The 17,798-nt window shown below is 60.4% G+C and carries 21 protein-coding genes; 11 read left to right on the forward strand and 10 right to left on the reverse strand.

Annotated elements, in window-relative coordinates; genetic code table 11:
* The 3 genes from NTW95_04985 to NTW95_04995 all read right to left on the reverse strand — a co-directional run.
* Positions 1-1,328: AMP-binding protein (locus tag NTW95_04985; protein MCX6556772.1), on the reverse strand; the 1,328-nt coding region annotated here is incomplete at its 3' end.
* A gap of 32 nt (positions 1,329-1,360) precedes the next feature.
* Positions 1,361-2,326, reverse strand: coding sequence for an AMP-binding protein (locus NTW95_04990; GenBank protein MCX6556773.1), 966 nt, complete (start codon positions 2,324-2,326; stop codon positions 1,361-1,363).
* A complete protein-coding gene (locus NTW95_04995; GenBank protein MCX6556774.1) occupies positions 2,296-2,712 on the reverse strand; it encodes a hypothetical protein in 417 nt (138 codons plus the stop codon). Before NTW95_04995 ends, NTW95_04990 begins: the two co-directional genes overlap by 31 nt.
* Positions 2,713-2,832: 120 nt before the next feature.
* On the opposite strand from NTW95_04995, the gene NTW95_05000 reads away from it, so the two are divergent.
* Genes NTW95_05000 through NTW95_05020 form a run of 5 tightly spaced genes read left to right on the forward strand, consistent with a single transcriptional unit; the run spans position 2,833 to position 8,067 of the window.
* Positions 2,833-4,071, forward strand: a complete 1,239-nt coding sequence (locus NTW95_05000; protein ID MCX6556775.1) for a hypothetical protein — start codon at positions 2,833-2,835, stop codon at positions 4,069-4,071.
* Between the two features lies 1 nt (position 4,072).
* A complete protein-coding gene (locus NTW95_05005) occupies positions 4,073-4,765 on the forward strand; it encodes an ABC transporter ATP-binding protein (GenBank protein ID MCX6556776.1) in 693 nt (230 codons plus the stop codon).
* On the forward strand, positions 4,762-6,006 hold the full coding sequence (locus tag NTW95_05010; protein MCX6556777.1) for an ABC transporter permease: 1,245 nt from the start codon (positions 4,762-4,764) through the stop codon (positions 6,004-6,006). Before NTW95_05005 ends, NTW95_05010 begins: the two co-directional genes overlap by 4 nt.
* Complete coding sequence (locus tag NTW95_05015; protein ID MCX6556778.1) at positions 6,003-7,298, forward strand: ABC transporter permease; 1,296 nt, start codon at positions 6,003-6,005, stop codon at positions 7,296-7,298. The genes NTW95_05010 and NTW95_05015 overlap by 4 nt, the downstream gene beginning before the upstream one ends.
* 13 nt (positions 7,299-7,311) lie before the next feature.
* Entirely contained in the window at positions 7,312-8,067 is a 756-nt protein-coding gene (locus NTW95_05020; GenBank protein MCX6556779.1) for an outer membrane lipoprotein-sorting protein, read from the forward strand.
* A gap of 126 nt (positions 8,068-8,193) precedes the next feature.
* Here the strand turns inward: NTW95_05020 and NTW95_05025 are convergent, their stop codons facing one another.
* Positions 8,194-9,810 (reverse strand): transglutaminase, encoded by a 1,617-nt coding sequence (locus tag NTW95_05025; GenBank protein MCX6556780.1) that lies wholly within the window; start codon positions 9,808-9,810, stop codon positions 8,194-8,196.
* Positions 9,811-9,905: 95 nt separating this feature from the next.
* Between NTW95_05025 and NTW95_05030 the strand changes: the two genes are divergently transcribed.
* Both NTW95_05030 and NTW95_05035 read left to right on the forward strand, forming a co-directional pair.
* Entirely contained in the window at positions 9,906-10,271 is a 366-nt protein-coding gene (locus tag NTW95_05030) for a hypothetical protein (GenBank protein ID MCX6556781.1), read from the forward strand.
* A gap of 80 nt (positions 10,272-10,351) precedes the next feature.
* On the forward strand, positions 10,352-10,768 hold the full coding sequence (locus NTW95_05035; GenBank protein ID MCX6556782.1) for a DUF3788 family protein: 417 nt from the start codon (positions 10,352-10,354) through the stop codon (positions 10,766-10,768).
* A 189-nt stretch (positions 10,769-10,957) separates the two neighbouring features.
* Here the strand turns inward: NTW95_05035 and NTW95_05040 are convergent, their stop codons facing one another.
* From NTW95_05040 to NTW95_05050, 3 genes are all read right to left on the reverse strand, one after another.
* Complete coding sequence (locus NTW95_05040; protein ID MCX6556783.1) at positions 10,958-11,671, reverse strand: hypothetical protein; 714 nt, start codon at positions 11,669-11,671, stop codon at positions 10,958-10,960.
* Positions 11,668-12,174 carry an RNA polymerase sigma factor gene (locus tag NTW95_05045; protein ID MCX6556784.1) on the reverse strand — a complete coding sequence of 169 codons (507 nt, stop codon included), beginning with the start codon at positions 12,172-12,174 and terminating at the stop codon, positions 11,668-11,670. The genes NTW95_05040 and NTW95_05045 overlap by 4 nt, the downstream gene beginning before the upstream one ends.
* Positions 12,175-12,235: 61 nt before the next feature.
* The gene (locus NTW95_05050; GenBank protein MCX6556785.1) at positions 12,236-12,502 is read right to left on the reverse strand and encodes a hypothetical protein; all 267 of its coding nucleotides are present in this window, start codon (positions 12,500-12,502) and stop codon (positions 12,236-12,238) included.
* A gap of 281 nt (positions 12,503-12,783) precedes the next feature.
* On the opposite strand from NTW95_05050, the gene NTW95_05055 reads away from it, so the two are divergent.
* The 4 genes from NTW95_05055 to NTW95_05070 all read left to right on the forward strand — a co-directional run bounded on the left by NTW95_05055 (position 12,784) and on the right by NTW95_05070 (position 14,541).
* Positions 12,784-13,215, forward strand: coding sequence for a winged helix-turn-helix domain-containing protein (locus NTW95_05055; protein MCX6556786.1), 432 nt, complete (start codon positions 12,784-12,786; stop codon positions 13,213-13,215).
* A gap of 327 nt (positions 13,216-13,542) precedes the next feature.
* Complete coding sequence (locus NTW95_05060) at positions 13,543-13,884, forward strand: hypothetical protein (GenBank protein MCX6556787.1); 342 nt, start codon at positions 13,543-13,545, stop codon at positions 13,882-13,884.
* A 53-nt stretch (positions 13,885-13,937) separates the two neighbouring features.
* The gene (locus NTW95_05065) at positions 13,938-14,138 is read left to right on the forward strand and encodes a hypothetical protein (protein ID MCX6556788.1); all 201 of its coding nucleotides are present in this window, start codon (positions 13,938-13,940) and stop codon (positions 14,136-14,138) included.
* The gene (locus tag NTW95_05070; GenBank protein ID MCX6556789.1) at positions 14,098-14,541 is read left to right on the forward strand and encodes a nucleotidyltransferase; all 444 of its coding nucleotides are present in this window, start codon (positions 14,098-14,100) and stop codon (positions 14,539-14,541) included. Before NTW95_05065 ends, NTW95_05070 begins: the two co-directional genes overlap by 41 nt.
* A gap of 97 nt (positions 14,542-14,638) precedes the next feature.
* Here NTW95_05070 and NTW95_05075 read toward each other — a convergent pair whose 3' ends face one another.
* The 3 genes from NTW95_05075 to NTW95_05085 all read right to left on the reverse strand — a co-directional run bounded on the left by NTW95_05075 (position 14,639) and on the right by NTW95_05085 (position 17,741).
* Positions 14,639-15,421, reverse strand: coding sequence for a methyltransferase domain-containing protein (locus tag NTW95_05075; protein MCX6556790.1), 783 nt, complete (start codon positions 15,419-15,421; stop codon positions 14,639-14,641).
* A 130-nt stretch (positions 15,422-15,551) separates the two neighbouring features.
* Positions 15,552-16,523: a hypothetical protein gene (locus NTW95_05080; GenBank protein ID MCX6556791.1), complete on the reverse strand. Its 972-nt coding sequence runs from the start codon at positions 16,521-16,523 to the stop codon at positions 15,552-15,554.
* 513 nt (positions 16,524-17,036) lie between these two features.
* Entirely contained in the window at positions 17,037-17,741 is a 705-nt protein-coding gene (locus tag NTW95_05085; protein ID MCX6556792.1) for a hypothetical protein, read from the reverse strand.
* Positions 17,742-17,798 lie beyond the last annotated feature (57 nt).

Consider the following 17,798-nt stretch of genomic DNA (forward strand, 5'->3'; position numbering starts at 1 on the left):
TTGTCGACGAGGCGCTGCGCCTTGGCCCGGTAGTCGCGCGCCCATGCTCCCGGCTTGACGAAATCCACCCGCAGCTCGGCCACGGTCTTCGAACCAAAGGTGTCGTAGTGCAGGGTGGGGTTTTCCTTATAGAAGCACTCGACGATCTGTTGGGCGAGCTCGGCCGAGGGCGAATGGGTTGCGACCATGACCGCGATGCTGTCGCGGTAGCCCTCCTTGTCGATGACCACCTGGTATTCCAGGATGCCGGGGACCGCGGCCAGCACCCGGTCGAACGATTCGGGATAAAAGCTTTCCCCGGTGCCGAGGGATATCTTGTGGTCGATGCGGCCGCGCACGTGGTCGAGCCGCGGCGTCGGGATCATCCGGCATGGGCACGGTTCCTCGACCAGCAGGCGACCAATGTCGCCGCTGCGGTAGCGCAGCAGCGGGGTCGCCTGCCGGCCCAGGGAAGTGAACACCAGCTCGCCCTCATGCCCTGGGGGCAGCACGTGCCCGCTCTGCGGGTCGATCACCTCGACGATGATATGGAGATCGAGGTGCATGCCGCTCTGGGCCGGGCATTCGCCGGCGATGGCGGCGCCGAATTCCATCATGCCGTAGCCGTCGTAGACCTTGGCGCTCCATGCCTGCTCGAGCCAGCGCCGCATATCCGGCGAACTGGCCTCGCCGAAAACGTAGATGCTTTCCACGCCCAGGCCGGGGAGGTCGACGCGGCCGGCCGTCTCCGCGGTCACGCGGCTGAGAAAGCTGGGCGTGCTGAAAAGAATTTTGCTGCCGAAGGTGCGGATGGCCTCGACTTGGTCGTCGGGGCTGGCCACCGTGCCCATGGGGATGTTCCAGATGCCATGGCTCTTCAGCCCTTCATGGAGCAGGTCGCCGGCCAGCCATTCGCGGGTGCCCGCGCACATCATGGTCTGGGTGACGCGGCCCGGCTCGAGGCCGACGAGGATGTATCCCAGCCGCAGCTTGTTGACGAGGCGTTCCCAGTCGGAGCGGGTATAGAAGGTGAGCTTGGGCTTGCCGGTGCTGCCCGAGGTGCCCATGACGTGGAGGACGCGGGAGCGGGGAACGGCCAGGAAGGCGAAGGGATCAACGAGAAGATCGGCGGCGCCGGTGAAGAAACCCAGCCTGGGCAGGTCCTCGCGCCGTTTCACCTGGGTGGGGGAAAGACCCGCCTTGATAAAACGCTCATGGTAGAAAGGGGAGTTGCGGGAGGCATAGGCGACGGTTTGCCGCAGCAGGCGGTCCTGGTAGCGTTTCAGCAGCCGCATGCCCCTGGACGTGGCCATCTGGCGGATCGCCTGGCGCAGCAATGTGTGGCTCATGCCCTGCAATCTAGCAAATGGCCGACTGGAAGTCAATCGTTTTGCGGCTCTAGCAGGGAAAGGACCGGGGCTTGGCCTGTCCGCGGGCCTTTAAGCCGGGGAATGTCGTTAACCGGCTCGACCAGCACCGTGACCGCAGCGCCCAGGATGGCGTTGAGGTTGCGCGTGACCGCGGCGCGGACCGCCTCTACATCTCCCCCGTCAACCACGACCTTGACCCGCACCCGGTCAACGGTTTCCTGGACGATCTGGAAGCGGTCGAGGCCAGGGATGCGCTCCAGGGCCAGGGTCAGGCGGAACGGATGGATTAAGACGCCGTTGGCAAGGCGCAGCGCATCGACCTGGCGGCCGCCGAGGAGCGTCAGCCGCCGGGCGGGGTTGGCGCAGGAGCATGCCCCCGGCTCCAGCACGGCCGTGTCGTTCAGGCCGGAATAGCGGATGATCGGGGTGACCGTGTTCCAGAGATTGGTGACCACCACCTCGCCGGGCGAGCCCGGCGCACAGGGTTTACCGTCGCGGACAATTTCGACGATGACGGCCGGCCAGAGCGGGTGCATCCCCTGGCCATCGGGGCAGGCGAAGGCAATGGTGCCCGCCTCCATGGCGCCGTAATGCTCGATGACCCGGCCGCCGTAGACCTTGGCCAGGCGGTCGCGGGCATTGGCGCCGCTGAAGGTGCCGCCGACGATCAGCAGCTTGACCGCCGGCAGCGGCCGGCCCAGGCGCTCGGCTTCGGCCGCGATGTTCTGCAGGATGACCGGATCGGCGGCCACGATGTCGGGGTGATGGTCGAGGAGGGCTTGCAACAGCCGGCCGGGTTCAACGGCAATGTCGAGGTATTGCAGGCCGCTGCGCAGAAAGCGCGGCAGGCGCGTCAGCTGGTTGTAGAGCAAATGGATGTCGTAGCCCTCGTCTTCGGGGGCGATGATCGTCAGCCGCCGCTTCAGCCCGCTGCCGGCCCAGCGCTTCAAAAAGCGCGGCACAAACAGCAGGCCCAACAGCAGCGGCAGGGGGGCCAGCCGGAAAAGGCGTCGCGGAAAACCCGGACCGGGCTGCCGGTGCTCCCGGAGGTCGAGACGGTCAGGCAATTTTCGGGGTCGATGCGTTGCGAGAGGATGGCCAACGGGAAGCCTTTTTTGAGTTCGTCCTTGCCGACCAGGGGCAGCCTTTGGAGGTCGTCAAGGGTGCGGATGGTGTCAAGGTTGATCCCGGCTTGGTCGTATTTCTCGCGGTACAGCGGTACGTTCTCGTAGGCGTGGCGCACCATGATGCGCAGCCGCTCCTCCTGCAGCCGGCGCCACTCTTCCGGGCGAGGAGCCCGCCCCAGGTACGATTTGAGAAAGTAGCGGCAGAAACGGAAGCCGCTGCCGAGCGAACGGGTCATCCTGACGTCATCCTTTTGCTGCCTTCCATCGCGCCCATTATAACGGAACGGCTTTGCGTCGGCAACCGGTTTGACTTTCGCCGGAGCCTTTGTTATCTTGCCTGGCGGAGGCTGAGCATCGTGGCGCAGACTACCGCGCATCCCAGGACCATAATTGTCAACGCCGACGGCATCCAGGGTTTCCTGGTCGTCGATTCGACGGTCAACGGCATGAGCGCCGGCGGCGTGCGCCTAAAACGGGGCCTCGGCGCCGAAGAGCTCGGCCGTTTGGCCCGGGTGATGACGCACAAGTACGGCTTCCTCGGCCTCCCCTGCGGCGGCGCCAAAGCGGGGCTGGACGCAGGCGACGACCTCGGCCCAGAAAGGAGGGCCACCGTCTTCAGTGCCTTCGGCCGGGAGCTGGCGCCCTTCCTTCGCGGCTGGGGGTTCCGCCCCGGCCAGGACCTGGGCACGACGCCGGAGGACATTGGCCATATGCTGCGGGCGGCGGGAATCGGCCATGTCGCGGCAGCGGACCTGTCCCCAAGCGCCGCCTACACGGGGCTCTCGGTCGCCGTTGCCGCCATCGCGGCGGCCCGTTTCCTGGGCCTCGCTCCGGAACGTCTGTCGTTTATCATCGCCGGCTTCGGCCGGGTGGGCAGCGCCGTTGCCCGCGAGTTGGTTGATCGAAGCTGCCGTTTGATCGGCGTCTCCACCCGCCAGGGGGCGCTGTACGATCCACGCGAGCTCGACCTGGCTCGGCTGCTGGAGCTGCAGCAGCGGCACGGCGACGGCCTCGTCGACTTCTACCCCGGGCCTGAGCGCATGAGCGCCGCCGGCCTGCTGGAGGTCGCGACCGACATCCTCTGCCCGTGCGGCAATTCAGATGTCGTCAACGAGGCGAATGCTGGCGCCGTGCGGGCGCGCATCGTCTGCCCGGGAGCCAACCTGCCGCTGACCGACGCCGCCGAGAAGATCCTGAACGAACGGGGTATCCTCTGCCTGCCCGATTTCGTCGCCAATTGCGGCGGCGTGCTCGGACCGACCATGCTTTCGGCCGGGCTGACCGACGACACCGTGCGCGCTTTTATGGAAACGCGCCTGACGCAGAAGGTCGTTGCCCTGCTCGTTGAATCAAAGCGAAGCCCCGTGCCGCTCGGCGAGATTGCCCGGCGCTCAGCCCAAGGCGATTTTGACCGCGTCCGCGAAAAGGCCCGGCGCTTTCGCTGGCTGATGGGAGCGGCCAGATTGGGCGACTATTTTCGCCGCCGGCATTGGGTTTCCAGACGGCTTTCGGCCGTTGTCACCCGCCGCTACTTTGAAAAAATGATCCTGGCGAATGAACCGCCCGCTGTCGCCGGGGACGGGGGGACCGCTTAACATGGCCCAGGTCCGGCTCGACGATGTCGGCAAATCCTATCGCAACGGCAAGCTGGAGACCATAGCCGTGGCCGGCGTCTCTTTCGGCGTCGAACCGGGGGAGTTTCTTTCCATCGCCGGGCCTTCGGGCTCGGGCAAGACCACCCTGCTCAACCTGATCGGCTGCCTCGACCGGCCTTCGCGCGGTCGCATCTTCCTGGAGGAGGAAGAGATTGCCGCGGCCCCGAAAGTTCGGCTGGCCGACATTCGGCGCTCCCGGATCGGCTTCGTCTTCCAGGCCTTCAACCTGATCCCGGTCTTAAGCGCCCGGGAAAACGTGGAGCTGCCGCTTATCCTGGCGGGCATGGCCGACCGCAAGCAGCGGCAGGCAACGGTTGATGACCTGCTGGCAACGGTTGGTTTGGCCGACCTGAAGGAGCGCCGGCCGGCGCAGCTGAGCGGCGGCCAGCAGCAGCGGGTGGCCATCGCCCGGGCGCTGGTCAAGAAGCCGGCGCTGGTCCTGGCCGACGAGCCGACGGCCAACCTCGACTCGAAAAACGGCGAGGCGATCCTCGCTTTGATGCGCGAACTGAACCGGCAGCTGGGCACGACCTTCATCTTTTCCACCCACGACCGCATGGTGATGGATTTCGCCCGCCGACTCATCCGCATCCACGACGGCCGCATCACGGCCGACAACGGGCCGCAACCATGATGACCGAGCTGTTGCGGCTGGCCCTGCGCAACGCCTTCCGCTACCGGCGGCGCACCGTGCTGACCTGCCTGGCCATCGCTTTCGGCCTGGGCCTGACCATCGTCGGCATGGCCCTTTTCAAAGGCGTGGAAAAAACCTCGCTCGACCACATCAAGAACAGCGAGACGGCCCATTTCCTGGTCTATCCCAATCGCAGGGCCGGCCGGCTGATAAGCACACCCACTGTCCTGGCAACGCGGCTGCGGGCGCTACCGGGGGTGGCCGGGGTTGCCTGCCGGCTGCGCTGCGCCGCCACCCTGATCAACGGCCAGGACGAGCTCCCGGTCACGGCCATCGGCATCGAAGCAGAGCACGATCCGTCCGTCTTCCGCATCGCGGCGTCGCTGCGGACCGGGAAATTCCTGGCCGCGGATGAGGGCGACACCCTGCTCGTCGGCAGCGGCCTGGCCAGCGACCTCAACCTGGCCGCCGGCGATCCCTGCAGCCTGCGTTTGTTCGCCGTCGGTGACGAAGCGAACTGGAACGCCATCGATCTCCAGGTCAAGGGGGTATTCGTCAGCGGCAACCCGCGCCTGGACCGCGGCGCGGACTTTCTGCCGCTGCCGCTGCTGCAGGAGAGCCTGGGAGTCGGCGACCGGGTCGGAGAGATCGCGCTGCGCATGCAAAATGAAAAGGATCTGGACAAAGCGAAATCGGCCATCGCCAGCGTCCTGAAGGAAAGCGGCTTCCAGGGTAAGGTCCTCGGCTTCTGGGAGGCGGCTTCCGGGCTGATCGAGGTCAACCGCCTCCGCTCGCGGCTGCACGCCATCGTGCCGCTGATCATGCTCCTGGTCGCCGCCCTGGGAATTATCAATACCATGCTGATGGCGGTCATGGAGCGGACGCGCGAAATCGGCCTTCTCCGGGCCATGGGCTTCCGCAAGCGCGAGGTGCTGCTCCTCTTTGTTCTGGAAGGCGGCGTGATCGGCTTCCTGGGATCGGCGGCCAGCTGCTTGATCGGGGGTTTATGCGGATGGTATTTGCAAACCCACGGCATCGACATCGCCTTCCTTTTGGGCAGGGAGGTGGCCGACATCGCCGCCGCCATCTACCCGATCCAGGACGTCTTCCGAGCCGACCTGACCTTCGGCATGCTGGCCTTTGCCCTCGTCTTCGGCACCGTTGTCTCCGTCGTTTGCAGCTTCTACCCGGCCTGGCGCGCCGTGCGGCTCGACCCGGTCTCGGCCCTGCGCCGGCCATGATGCGCACGATCGTTGCCCTGGCTTGGCGCAACATCTGGAGAAACTGGCGGCGGACCGCTATCACCACCCTGGCCATCGCCTTCGGCACAACGGCGTTCCTGTTCGTGCAAAGCTATCTTCATGGCATCAACGCCGGCTTCAGGGAGAACCTGGTCAACGGCGAAACGGGGCACGTGCGCGTCACGGCCAGGGAATATCTCCGCCTGGAGCGGGTCCTGCCCAAAGAGCACCTGGTCTGGGGCGCCGCCGGCCTCGAGCGCGACCTCACCTCCATCCCGGCCGTCCGCCATCTCACCGGCCGGCTCAAGCTGCGGCTGATACTCAGCCACGAGGGCCGCAACCAGCCCTGCGTGGCCATCGGCATCGTGCCCGATAGCGAGAAATATTTCCTGGGCTTGGACCGGAAGATGACCCGCGGCAGCTATCTGGAGGGGGAGAGTGCCCCCCAAGGGGACGCCGCCCAAGGTGTTGGGACGGCAGCGGACATGATCGTCGGCGAGCTCCTGGCCGCCCGGCTGGGGCTGCGCGTGGGCGACGCCATCCTGGCCGTGACCTCCGATCTCAACTCCGGCACCTACGGTTTGCAGTTCCGGGTGAGAGGGATCTTCGCCACCGGGGTGCGCGCCGTCGACGGCAACGTGTTCTGCATCCCCCTGGCCAGGGCCCAGGAGCTGCTCGACTCGCCGGACGCGGTCCATGAGATCCTGCTCAAGGGCGACGATGTTGACGACGCCCCCAAGCTGGCCGCTGCGGTGAAAGAGGTCCTTGCTCACCACAAGCAGGACGGCCTGGCTGCCGTCCCGCTTCAGGAGCACTGGATGGCCCGCTACATGGTCCTGGCCGAGAAGATTATGAACGTCATCGTGGTGCTGCTCATGCTCGTCGTGGCCACCGTCATCAGCAACACCATGCGCATGTCGATCATGGAGCGGACGCACGAACTCGGCGTCATCCAGGCGCTGGGCCTGCGCGACCGCGGTTTGCGGCAGCTGGTTTTAAGCGAGGCCTTCTTCATCGGCGTCCTGGGGGCTGCGCTCGGCTGCCTGGCCGGGGCCGGGCTTTCGCTCCTCGCCCAGCGCATCGGTTTCGATGTCACGCCGATGCTCGAGCGCATGGACTCCCCGGTACCGTTCATGAGCACCGTCCTGCGTCCGCGCCTGCTGTTCGTCTTTGTCGCCGAGGCCTTCGTCTTCGGCCTCTTTTTCGCCGTCGCCGCCGCCGTCCGCCCGGCCTTCAAGGCAACGGCGCCCATGCCGGCCGCGGCGCTGGCAACGGGGCTGCAGGTGCGCTGAAGGAATGGCAACCATGAGGCGCGAAACTTGTTTGCTAAGCGCGCTGGGTTTAGCGGCTGTTGTCTTTGCTCAAGGAACGGAATCGACCGATGCTGTCCTGGCGCGGCTGGAGCGCAACCTCGCCTTCAAGACGGCCTATTTCAGCGGCGAGACGATCATCACCAGCAAGAGCCGGGTGGCTAGCAAAGCCTTCTTCGTCTATCTTGATGGGCGGGACAATTTCTTCCTCGAATACGTGAGTCCGGAACGCGACCGCGGCCAGCGCCTGCTGCGCCAAGGGGGCGACCTGCTCCTTTACCTGCCGTCGGCGCGCAAGGTGCTGAAGATCGGGAAAGGCCGCCAGCAGAGCCGGCTGGGGTCCGATTTCTCCCTCGAAGACATCGTTGACATGAGCAACAGCCTGCGCGGCCGCTTCAGCGCCGAGCTCCTGGGCGACGAAACGGTCGAAGGCCGCCCCTGCCGACTGTTGCGCCTGTCGGCTCTGGAGCCGGGGCAAACCTATGCAACACGCCTGCTGTGGGTGGACAAGGAAACCGGTGTCGCTTTGCGCTGCCGATACTTCACCCGCAGCAACAAGCTGGCCAGGGAACTTGTCGCCGGGGACATCCGCCAAACGGGCCCGCGTTTCTTCGCCGGCCGCTTCGTCATGAGCGACTGCCTGCGCAAGAACTCGCGTACCGAGATCGTGCTCAAGGAGATGGCCTTCGACGTCCCAATTCCGCCGGGAACCTTCGACGAGAAAAACCTGGTGCCTGCGGAAGCCAAATAGAGGCGAACACTTCAAAGAAGGAACTGTTTTCGCTTCCCCATCAACTTTTCCGCCAACGCAAACGGAGGAAGAAGCGCGGCACGGCTTTTATGTAAAAACCGCGGCCCGCGACGTGCCGGTTCGGAGCTACTTCACCGGCTCCCATTCGGCGATCATCTCCAGCCGCAGCTGCACCGGCCCGTCGGCCTGCCAGGTTTCGGAGGAGTTGTAGTCCCACTTCAGATACTCCGAGCCGCCGCCGCCCTCGCTGGTGATCAGGAAGCGGTTGTCCAGGTGGCCGAAAAAGTTGGCCTGGTCGCGCGGCGATTCCTGGTCGCCGCCGCTGGGGTCGACCGGCACCCAGCCGTAGTTCGGGAGATAGACCTCCACCCAGCGGTGGTAGACGAAATCGAAGCTGGCGTCCTCGCCGCGCACGACCACCGAGCCGGCGAAGCGGGCCGGCAGCCCGGCGGCGCGGCACATGGCGATGTAAACGAAAGTGTACTCGGAGCAGGAGCCGGAGCCGCGGCTGAGGACGGTGGGCGCGATGTCCCAGCCGCCGATGCGCTTGTAGAACAGTTTCTCGCGGAGATAGTCGAAGATGTCGCGGGCGATCCAGTAGGGGTTGTCGCCGGCCTTGACCGCCTCTTTGACGGCGTTCTGGATGACCGGGTCCTTGAGCCGGTACTTGTCCTCATCGGCCAGGTAGCGGCCGCGGATGTCGGCCGGGATGTCCTTCAGCGACCCGGTTTTTTCCGGGAAAAGGCGGTACATGACGTCGTAAATTTTTGCCCGGACGTGCATCTGCGAAGTCGAGCGCTCGCCCGCCTTCATGGCGCTGCGGTTGAAATGGGCGACCTCCTGGCCCCAGCGGTCGGTTTTGAAATCGAGCAGCGGCTGGGGGTAGTCGATGGCCAAGACCTCCTGCGTCGGGCGGTTCTTCGGCAGGGCGATGTAAACGTCGAGATTGGTTACCGTGCCCGGGCCGAAATTGATGGCGTCGTGGGTGAAATTTATGTCGGCGTAGCGCTCCTTCGAGCGGGTATAAGGCTGATCGGAGGAGACAATGACCTGGGCGATCGTGTCGGTCTGGTAATCGACGCTCCACAGGCTGTTTTCGGCCCAGGCCAGGCCCCAGGGATAAGGGCCGGGGGAGGGGAGGATCATGATCACCCGGCCGCTCCTGGGCTCGATGCGGTAGATCTCGTTGCGCGAGCGGTCGGAGTTCCACAAACAGCTGCCGTCCCAGGCCAGGCCGCCCGGGTCCCCGGACGGCGCCTTGAACTCGCGGATGGTGGTCCCGTCGTCGGCGCTGATCTGGTACAGCTCGTCGCTGTTGTTGTCGGAAACCCACAAATAGGTGCCGTCCCAGGCCAGCCCCTGGGGATCGGAAGCCGGGGCCATGATCACCTTGAGCGTCCGGCCGCTCTGGGGGTCGAGCTGGTAGATCTTGCCGCAGTACGACTCGGTGGCCGTGTTGGTGAAGTCCATGTCGGAGACCCACAGGTGCTTGCCGTCCCAGGCCAGGCCGGTGCAGAAGTAGCCGGGAGCCGGCAGGGTGGCCAGCACCTCGCCGCTGGCCGCGTCGATGCGGTACAGCTTGTCGGTCCTGCGGTCGACCGTCCAGAAAGCCTTGCCGTCGAACGCCAGCCCCGTCGCGCAGGGCGAGGGCGAAGCCAATTGTCTGGCTGTCTCGTTGGGGCCGGCGATCAGCGCTATCGACAAGAAGAAAAAGGACAGCAGCAGAATGGATATTTTTTTCATGGGATAACCTCCTGGGAGTGACAGATTGGATTATGTACTTTTTTTGACAGATACACAACCATGGCATAGAATGTATCCATAATATGGAGGCGCTCATGGATCTGAAGGAAATCATGCGGGAAATAACCGAAAAAAGCGGGGCCAAGATCGTGTTTGGCGAGGCGTACGTCAAGGACCGCGTCACCTTCATCCCGGTGGCCAAGGTTTCCATCCATGCCTGCGGCTGCGGCCGCGCCGAGCCGGCGGGCAAGGAGCGGGTGGAGAAGGCGGCGGGGAAGAAGAAGGGGCCGTGCATGGGGGTTGGGGTAAAAACCGTCCCCCTGGGCTACATCGAGATCCGCCAAGGCAAGGCCCGCTTCGTCGAAATCGTCGACCGCAGCAAGCTCATGCATACGGCGCTTATCGTCGGCGGCGTGGGCTTGTTTCTCCTCGCCCGCATGGCGTTGAAAAAAAGGAATTAGGCGCAAGAACCGGAATTTTGTTATGGGTAGGGAACGCAAATTTGCGTTCCCTACATTGAAATCTCTACCGAGGTCAATGAATGAATCATCCAGCATTGAATGATCCCGATGAATTTCCCGACGACACGGTGCTTAAAAGGCAGCTGGGCGTCGTCAAGCCCGCCTGGGACGCTTTCATGGAATTGCTCGAAGCCAACGATCCGTTGCTGGCGGCCGGATGGCGCTATTACAACGACGGCAAGAGCTGGCTGTGCAAGGTGACGCATAAAAAGACAACCGTCTGCTGGGTGGCGGTACGGGAGAAATGTTTCAGCGCTGCCTTCTACCTCAACGCCAAGGCCGAGCCGCTCGTCCACGTCAGTTCCCTGGGCAAATCCCTAAAAGACGGTTTTTTCAATTCCGGCGAAAAACTCCGCGCCATCCGCGTCGAGGTGAGGAAGAAATCCGATTTGGAAGCGGTGAAAGAATTGATCGGGATAAAATTGCAATTGAAATAATTTTTTTCTTTTACTATTGAAATTTCAGAAGGGCGGTTCACCCAATGGGGGACAGACAAATTAGATCCGCCGAAGACGTCGGATAATTTGTGCTGCAAACCGCCCCTACACCAAGAATCGTTTTTTATTTCTTTTCGTCTACCGTCCACCGTCTACCGTACGCCGTCCGCCGAGATCATTCCGCCTTTCCTATTTCGCCACCCAGAAAAGCACGATTCCAGCCAGGAGCAGGATAAGCAATAACGCCACGATCAGCGCGGTGCGCCGACCGGCCCGTTTGCGGGCCAGCAAATAATTGGCGGCTGCTTCCTCGTCGAACGCCGCCAATGCCCGCCCGATCTGCAGCAGCCAGGCTTCCAGGCGGGCCCATTGCCGCCAGGAGGCCAGCAGCCAGAGAAGCGGGCCGCCGGCGGTCAGGAAGATCAGGTTGGCCAGCCGGCCGGAGCTGCCCGGGTTCATGGCCAGGTAGGCCAGCTGGTAGATCTGCCAGGCCAGGGCCGGGATGGCGCCCAGCAGCAAAGCCAGGCCTAAGCGACGCCGGCGCCAGAGCTCCAGGTCGGCGGCCAGGGCGTCGGCCAAAGGGAGGGCGCTGTTCTCCTGGCGCCAGCTCGAGCACCAGGCGACCTGGACGATCCCCAGCGCGACGGCCAGGAGCGAAAAAGCGAGCACCCCGATGACCCCAACGCTGAAGCGGCCGGCGAACTGGGGAATGGCGGCCAGAATGAAAAGCAGGGCGCCGATCTTCAGCCAGCCGTCGCGGCGGACGTGTCGATGCAAGCGGTCGGCCTCGGCCTTTCCCGAAGCGGGGTTAACGGGCAAGGGGCCTGCCTTGCCGGGAACTGCTCCGGAGTCAGCCTTCTCCTTTTGCCAAAGTTCCTGCAGATCATCTTGTTGCGTATTCATTTTTCTTCCTCACGGGCTCCCAGCATCTCCTTCAGCTTCTTGCGGATGCGGTGCAAACGCACCCCCACCGCGTTGGCGTTGATGCCGATGACAGCGGCGATCTGTTCGTGGCTGCACTCTTCCAGCCACAAATAGGCTAGGGCCCGCTCGCCCGGCTCGAGCCGCGCCAGCGCCGCATGCAGGGCCGAGCGCCGTTGCTCCTCGCCGCCGCCGGGGTGCGGTGTCGGGTCGGCCACGTTCTCCGCGTGCTGCAGCGGGTTTGGCTGCAGCCGCCTTTTGCGCCGGCGCAGGAAGGTCAGCGCCGTGTAGAGCGCCACCTGGTACATCCAGGTGCTCGCCTTGGCGCGGCCGGAAAAGCCGGGGAGGGCGCGCCACCACTGCAAACGGATCTCCTGCTCCAAATCTGCCGCGTCGTCGTTGGCCGGGGTATAGAGCCGGGCGACGGCCGGGGCGATCCGGCCGTGCTGCGCCAGCAGGTCCAGGTAGGTTGCTTCCAGCCGCATGTCCATGTCATCGCCCATGGCCCTATTTTACCCCAGCGCCCGCCCGTCCGGAAGCCTCAAGTCAGGAAATGAAAAAAACGGCCAGCCCCACCAGCAAACCAACCGCCACAACGACTCCGAGCACCAGGCGCGTTTGTTTTGTCAAAGGCTGCTGCTTGCGCAGTACCAGCCATAGGATCAGCACTACCAGCGCTATTCCGCCCAACTCGTCGCGGTCGACTCCCAGGCGCGCGATGATCCCGGGGTACAGGTGATAAACCAGGGCGGCGAAGGCAATCAATGCCGCCGCTCCCGTTGCCAGGAGCCAGTTTTTCGTATTCTCTTTCATAAGTCCTCCTTTATGAGCGCGGCCTTTCCAAGCAACCGCGTTCCAACCAATGAGTCGCCATTGCGATGGTTTGCCTTACATCAATATAATTGTTGGGGATTCTCAAGGAACATAGGTCAATGTAGGGGTTCAATACGAATTACATTGAAAACATATTGAACCCCTACAGGCAATTTTACCCCATTGTAAATTAATTGATTTATTTTCTTGACAATCGATTTTTTGTGTTGTACTGTACAACTGTATTGGTCATATGAACAACGCTGTTGTAGGAGGCGGACATGCTGGAAGCAATATTGGAATCTTCGCTCAAGGAAAAGGTCCTTTTTTTCCTGCTGGTCAACGACGACGCCTATCCGCGGGAGATTGCGGCCAATTTCGGCTTCAACCTCAATGCCGTCCAGTACCAGCTCAAAAAGATGGAAAGCGCCGGCGTCCTTTACAGCCAGGCGCGGGGTAAAATTCTGCTCTATGGCCTAAACCCGGGTTATACTTTCGCCAGGGAACTAAATGCGCTCCTGAAAAAAGCCTTTTCCCTCCTGAAAGCTTCCGAAAAGGAGAAGCTTTACCTCCGACACCGGTCGGGAAAAATATATGATAAAATCATACTAGATATGAAAAAATCTGAAAGAATGACCGAAAAAGAAAAACCCGTTGAACCTATTCAAAAATTTCCCAGGAAAAGCGAACCCCTCGATTTTTCGACAGATTAGAGCATTGGGTAGGGAACGCAAATTTGCGTTCCCTACGATGGGCAGATCTTTTAATTGCAGTTCTTTTATCTTCGTTTTGTCCATTTGGTTATTGGAATTTGTTATTTGTTTGGAATTTGGTGCTTGTGATTTGGAATTTTAGTCTTATCTAGTTACTTTCTTTCTCGTCACTCGTCACTTGTCACTTGTCACATAGTCTTTACTGCATTGGTGCTGGCTGTGCCGGGTTGAGGTTGAACCCGGACTGCATTGCCGCTTGAATTTCCGCGCTCCTTGTTGTATAAGCTGGTTTCAAAATGATTTTCCATTCCTGAAAAAGGGGAGAACATGAAGAAAGCTTTGCTCGAACAACTGTTGTCGACCCAGCCCGCCGGCACCCAGCTGCAGGTCGGCAACGCCTACAAGCCGGTCAATTGCAATTTCGAGTTCGCCGTTTCCGTCTCGATGACCATCACGCAAACCAGGATGGACGAGGCCAGCGCCCGCGGTTTCATCGTCTGGTGCAACAAGGATTCGAAATCGGCCATCATGTACGGCGCCGGGAACATCAACCAGGACACCTTCAGCGACTGCATGAACTGGCTGAAGCTGGCCGGCATCAAGGGCGAACTGATCCTGGTCCATTTTGAAGGCAAGGACGGGGACAAAATCATCACCATCCAGAATTAACATTTACCCTCTTTTTTAATGACGGCTGCTTGCTGATATGTTAAAATACAAGCATGGGAAAGAAAGCTGACGGCAAGATTCTTTTGCTAAAAAAAGACGACGAAAAAAAAGAAAGGGATTTCGAGCTGCACTATCTCCTTTCATTGACGGTAAAGGAGCGCTTCCAACTGATGCAAAGGAAAAGCCGGGAAATGAAGGATTTGCTGGAGCAAAATGGACACCGAAAAGCTGTTGAGATCCTTAAAAGAAAATAAAGTCGAATTCATCGTCATCGGCGCTACTGCTTTTCCCGTTTATGGTTATGCCCGCGCCACGTTGGACATCGATATTTTTGTCAAAGCCGAAATGGAGAACATCAAAAGACTTAAAAAGGCGCTGCAGAGTTTCGGCTATGATTTAAGCGACGTCAGCCACGAAGACCTGTTGAAAAACAAGCTTCTGATCCGGCAATACATGGTGGAAACGGATATTCATCCGTTTGTCAAAGGCGTCGCGTTCGAGGATGTTTGGAGAAACAAGATCAGTTCCAAATTCGGGAAGACTGAAGTTTATTTCCCCTGCCTGGACGACATGATCCGCATGAAGAAAGCGGCCGGACGGGCAAAAGACCTGGAAGACCTGAAATACCTGAGAAAGATTAAAGCCCAAAAAAAATAGTCTGCTTTCCCCCCCCACCGCACTCGAAATTTCTTTTTTTACCCTATACCCTGAACCCTATACCCTTTTCTTCTTACTTCACTGGTGCCGGCGGCGCTTACTTGTAGCCGATGAAAAACAGCCTTTTGAAGGGATACAGAACGTTTCCGTTTTTCTGTTTGGGGTAGCATTTTTTTATTTCGCGCAAAATTTCTTTTTCAAAATCTTTCCTGTCCTTGGCGTCAGCGATGCGCTCCAAGTAGGGTTTCAGCGCTGTGCTGCGGATCCAGTCGACGATCGCCAGGTGGGACGGCATGGCATGGATGTAATCGGTCACCCACATGTCAATTTTCCTCATCCTGAAAGCGAGCAGGTCGTAGTAATAGCCGGTATCGTGGTAGTGGTACAAGCGCGAGCACCCCGCCGTCGCCTTTTTCCAGCGCTTGCCCAGCGAGACCGATTGGATGATCCGGCCGAGGGGCATGACGTTAAACATCGGTGTCTGCACCGCCAGCACCCCGCGTGGCGAGAGCAGGCAATCGAATTTCGCCAGCAGCCGCTCGTGGCCCGGGATCCATTGGATGGCGGCATTGGAAAAGACCAGGTCGAAGCAGGTGGCCGGTGCGAAGCGGCGGGCGTCGGCCAGCACCCATTTCCCCTTCGGAAAATCCTTTTTGGCCTTTTCGATCATGGCCGGCGAATTGTCGACGCCGACGAGCCCCGCCTTGGGCCAGCGTTGGAGCAGCACCTGGCTGCTGTTGCCGGGCCCGCAGCCGACGTCGAGGATGCGCCGGGGCGCGTAATCGATTTTGATCTTGCTCACCAGGTCGATCGACGGCTGCGTCCTTTCGCCGAAGAATTTGAGGTAATGATCGGGATCCCAATCGTGTTGCTTTTTCATTTTAAACCCCTCATACCTGATTATAGCAATGTAGATGAGTATAAGGGTAAAAGGGTTGATGGGTCAAGAAAACTGCCTTGACTTAGGAACGCAAATTTGCGTTCCCTACAGATAAAAATCTTAAGTTTGACTATCCTTTCTTTTCTCGATCTTCCTTCCTTCTCTTTCTGCAGCGTCTCTCAAACTTTTTATCGAGCGCCGGGTACAGCTTTCTGGCGCAATCGGGGCAGATGCTGCGGGAGAAATCGGCTTCGGAATGCTGGACGACGAATTCTTCGAACGGCTGCCAGTGCCCCTGGTCGTTCTGGATCTTGTCGCAGGACGTGCAGACGGGGAGAAGTCCCTTGAGCGTTTTGATCTTTGCCAGGGAGGCTTCCAGCTCGCTCGCATGCCTCTTTTCCTCGTTGACCAGCGCCAGGTAATTGCGCTGCATGACGAAGTCCATGACCAGGATCACGGCGAGAAACGAGTATTCCAAAAGATAGATAAACCGGATCACCCCGGCGCCGACCAGAATGTCGTTGACGGTGGCGATGAAAAAGACGCTGAGGCCCGCCTGGATGAGCGCCGATCGCTGTTCGCGGCGCTTGCGAAAGGCGCCGACAAAATAAATATAGGAAATGAGGATGCCGGCGAGGATCAGGAGAAACAAAACGATCAGCAAGGGGCCGGGCTTCATCTCCAGGTAGCGGAAGGTGAGCGCTCCGAGGGTAACGGTTTTCGGGGCGCGCGCGCTGTGATGCAGGAAAAGGGGCGAATCGATCCATGAGGCAAAGACAAAAGCCGCGAACAGGCCGAACAGCAGCCACAACCTGAAGGATAACTTCTGGCGCAGGAACCTGGCCGCGAACAACATCATCCACAACGCGATGAGAGCGATGGTGCAGAACTGCCCGCGCTGCCACCAGATGCTGGCCTCGAAATTCCGGGAATTGTACAGCAGCGCGCTGAACACGTCGTAGACCGCCACGGTGGCGCAGAGGCCGAAAAAGTAGAAGTCCCCGATCTCCCGCCTCAGGCGCAGCCAGATCATGAGGTAGAAGAAGCCGACGTACAGGGTGATGCCGGCCATGATCAACACCGGGATCGCTATCAAGGTCATGGCGCCACCTCCCTGCTGTAACTGACAGGAAAGTCAGTTTTGGCCATGTAGGGAATCATAAGGAAATTCAATAAAAAAAGCAATATAGAATTATGGATCATCCTGGTTGCTTTTCCTTGTCGCGACTCCTATTGAAATTTAGATAACTCTGCCTTGGGTAGCTCACATTGAAATTTAGATAACTCTGCCTTGGGTAGGGAACGCAAATTTGCGTTCCCTACGATGGGCAGATTTCTTAATTACAGTTCTTTTTTCTTCGTTTTGATCACTTAGTCATTGTATATTGGTGCTTGTTTGGTGCTTGTGATTTGGAATTTATTTCTTCGGGCGGGTTCCCCCTTCAGGGACAAACAAATTATATCCACCAAGGTCGGTGGATAATTTGTGCTGCACAGACGCCGCCCCTACGTCTAGAATTAAGGGTTTGATGAATCAAACCCCTACATCCAGATTTTTTTCTGTTTTCTGTCTTCTGTCCTCTGTCTTCAGCCTTCTTCTACTAACTACTATCTACTAACTACTTTGCCCCTGAATCCCCAGCTCCGGCCCGAGCAATTCCAGGTACCCCTCCAGCCACGCCGTATTGATGGCGATGAACGTCTCGCCGCCGCTGGGGAGCTTTTCCCATGCTTCCAGTGTGGTGCGGGCGACGTAGCGCGCCGTCTTGTCGTCGTCGCTTTTATCCGGGAGGGAATGGAGAAAGGAGCAACAGACGCGGGCATGGGCGTTCGCCCAAACGGCCAGGATCTCCGGGCCGTCGCGGCGCAGCGTCTCCACCAGGACCTGGAGCTTGGCGCGCAGGCTGTCGGCGTCCTGCCGATGGCGCTCCATGAAATCATAGGCCTCCTTCTCCTCGGCCGGGCTCGGGTTGCCATGATCGATGTAGTCGCCCAGGTTGCCGGCAGCCCCTTGAAGATCGTCAATCTCGCGGCGGCGCTTTTCCAGCAGGACGGCCTGCTCCAGATAAAAAGCCGTTGCCTGGGGTGGGGACATGCGCGCCAGCTCCTCCTCATCCTCGCAGCCGTTGACCATGTACTCGTGGGAGCGGATGTAGCGGTAGAGGGTGTGGCAATGGGGGCAGCGGCGCACGTGTTGTTTTTCATGATCTGCCTTTGGGTTGATGGCCGGCAGGATGATCAGCTTTGCCGTTGCTGCGGGCAGGGGCTTGTCGTATTGCGGCGCCAGGTATTTGGCAAACGAGGTTTCGACCTCTTTCAATTGGCCGCAAATCGGGCAGGGCGCGATGGTCCACCTCCATAAAAATTATACCGGGTT

The sequence above is a fragment of the Candidatus Aminicenantes bacterium genome (assembly GCA_026393795.1).
GTDB lineage: Bacteria > Acidobacteriota > Aminicenantia > UBA2199 > UBA2199 > UBA2199.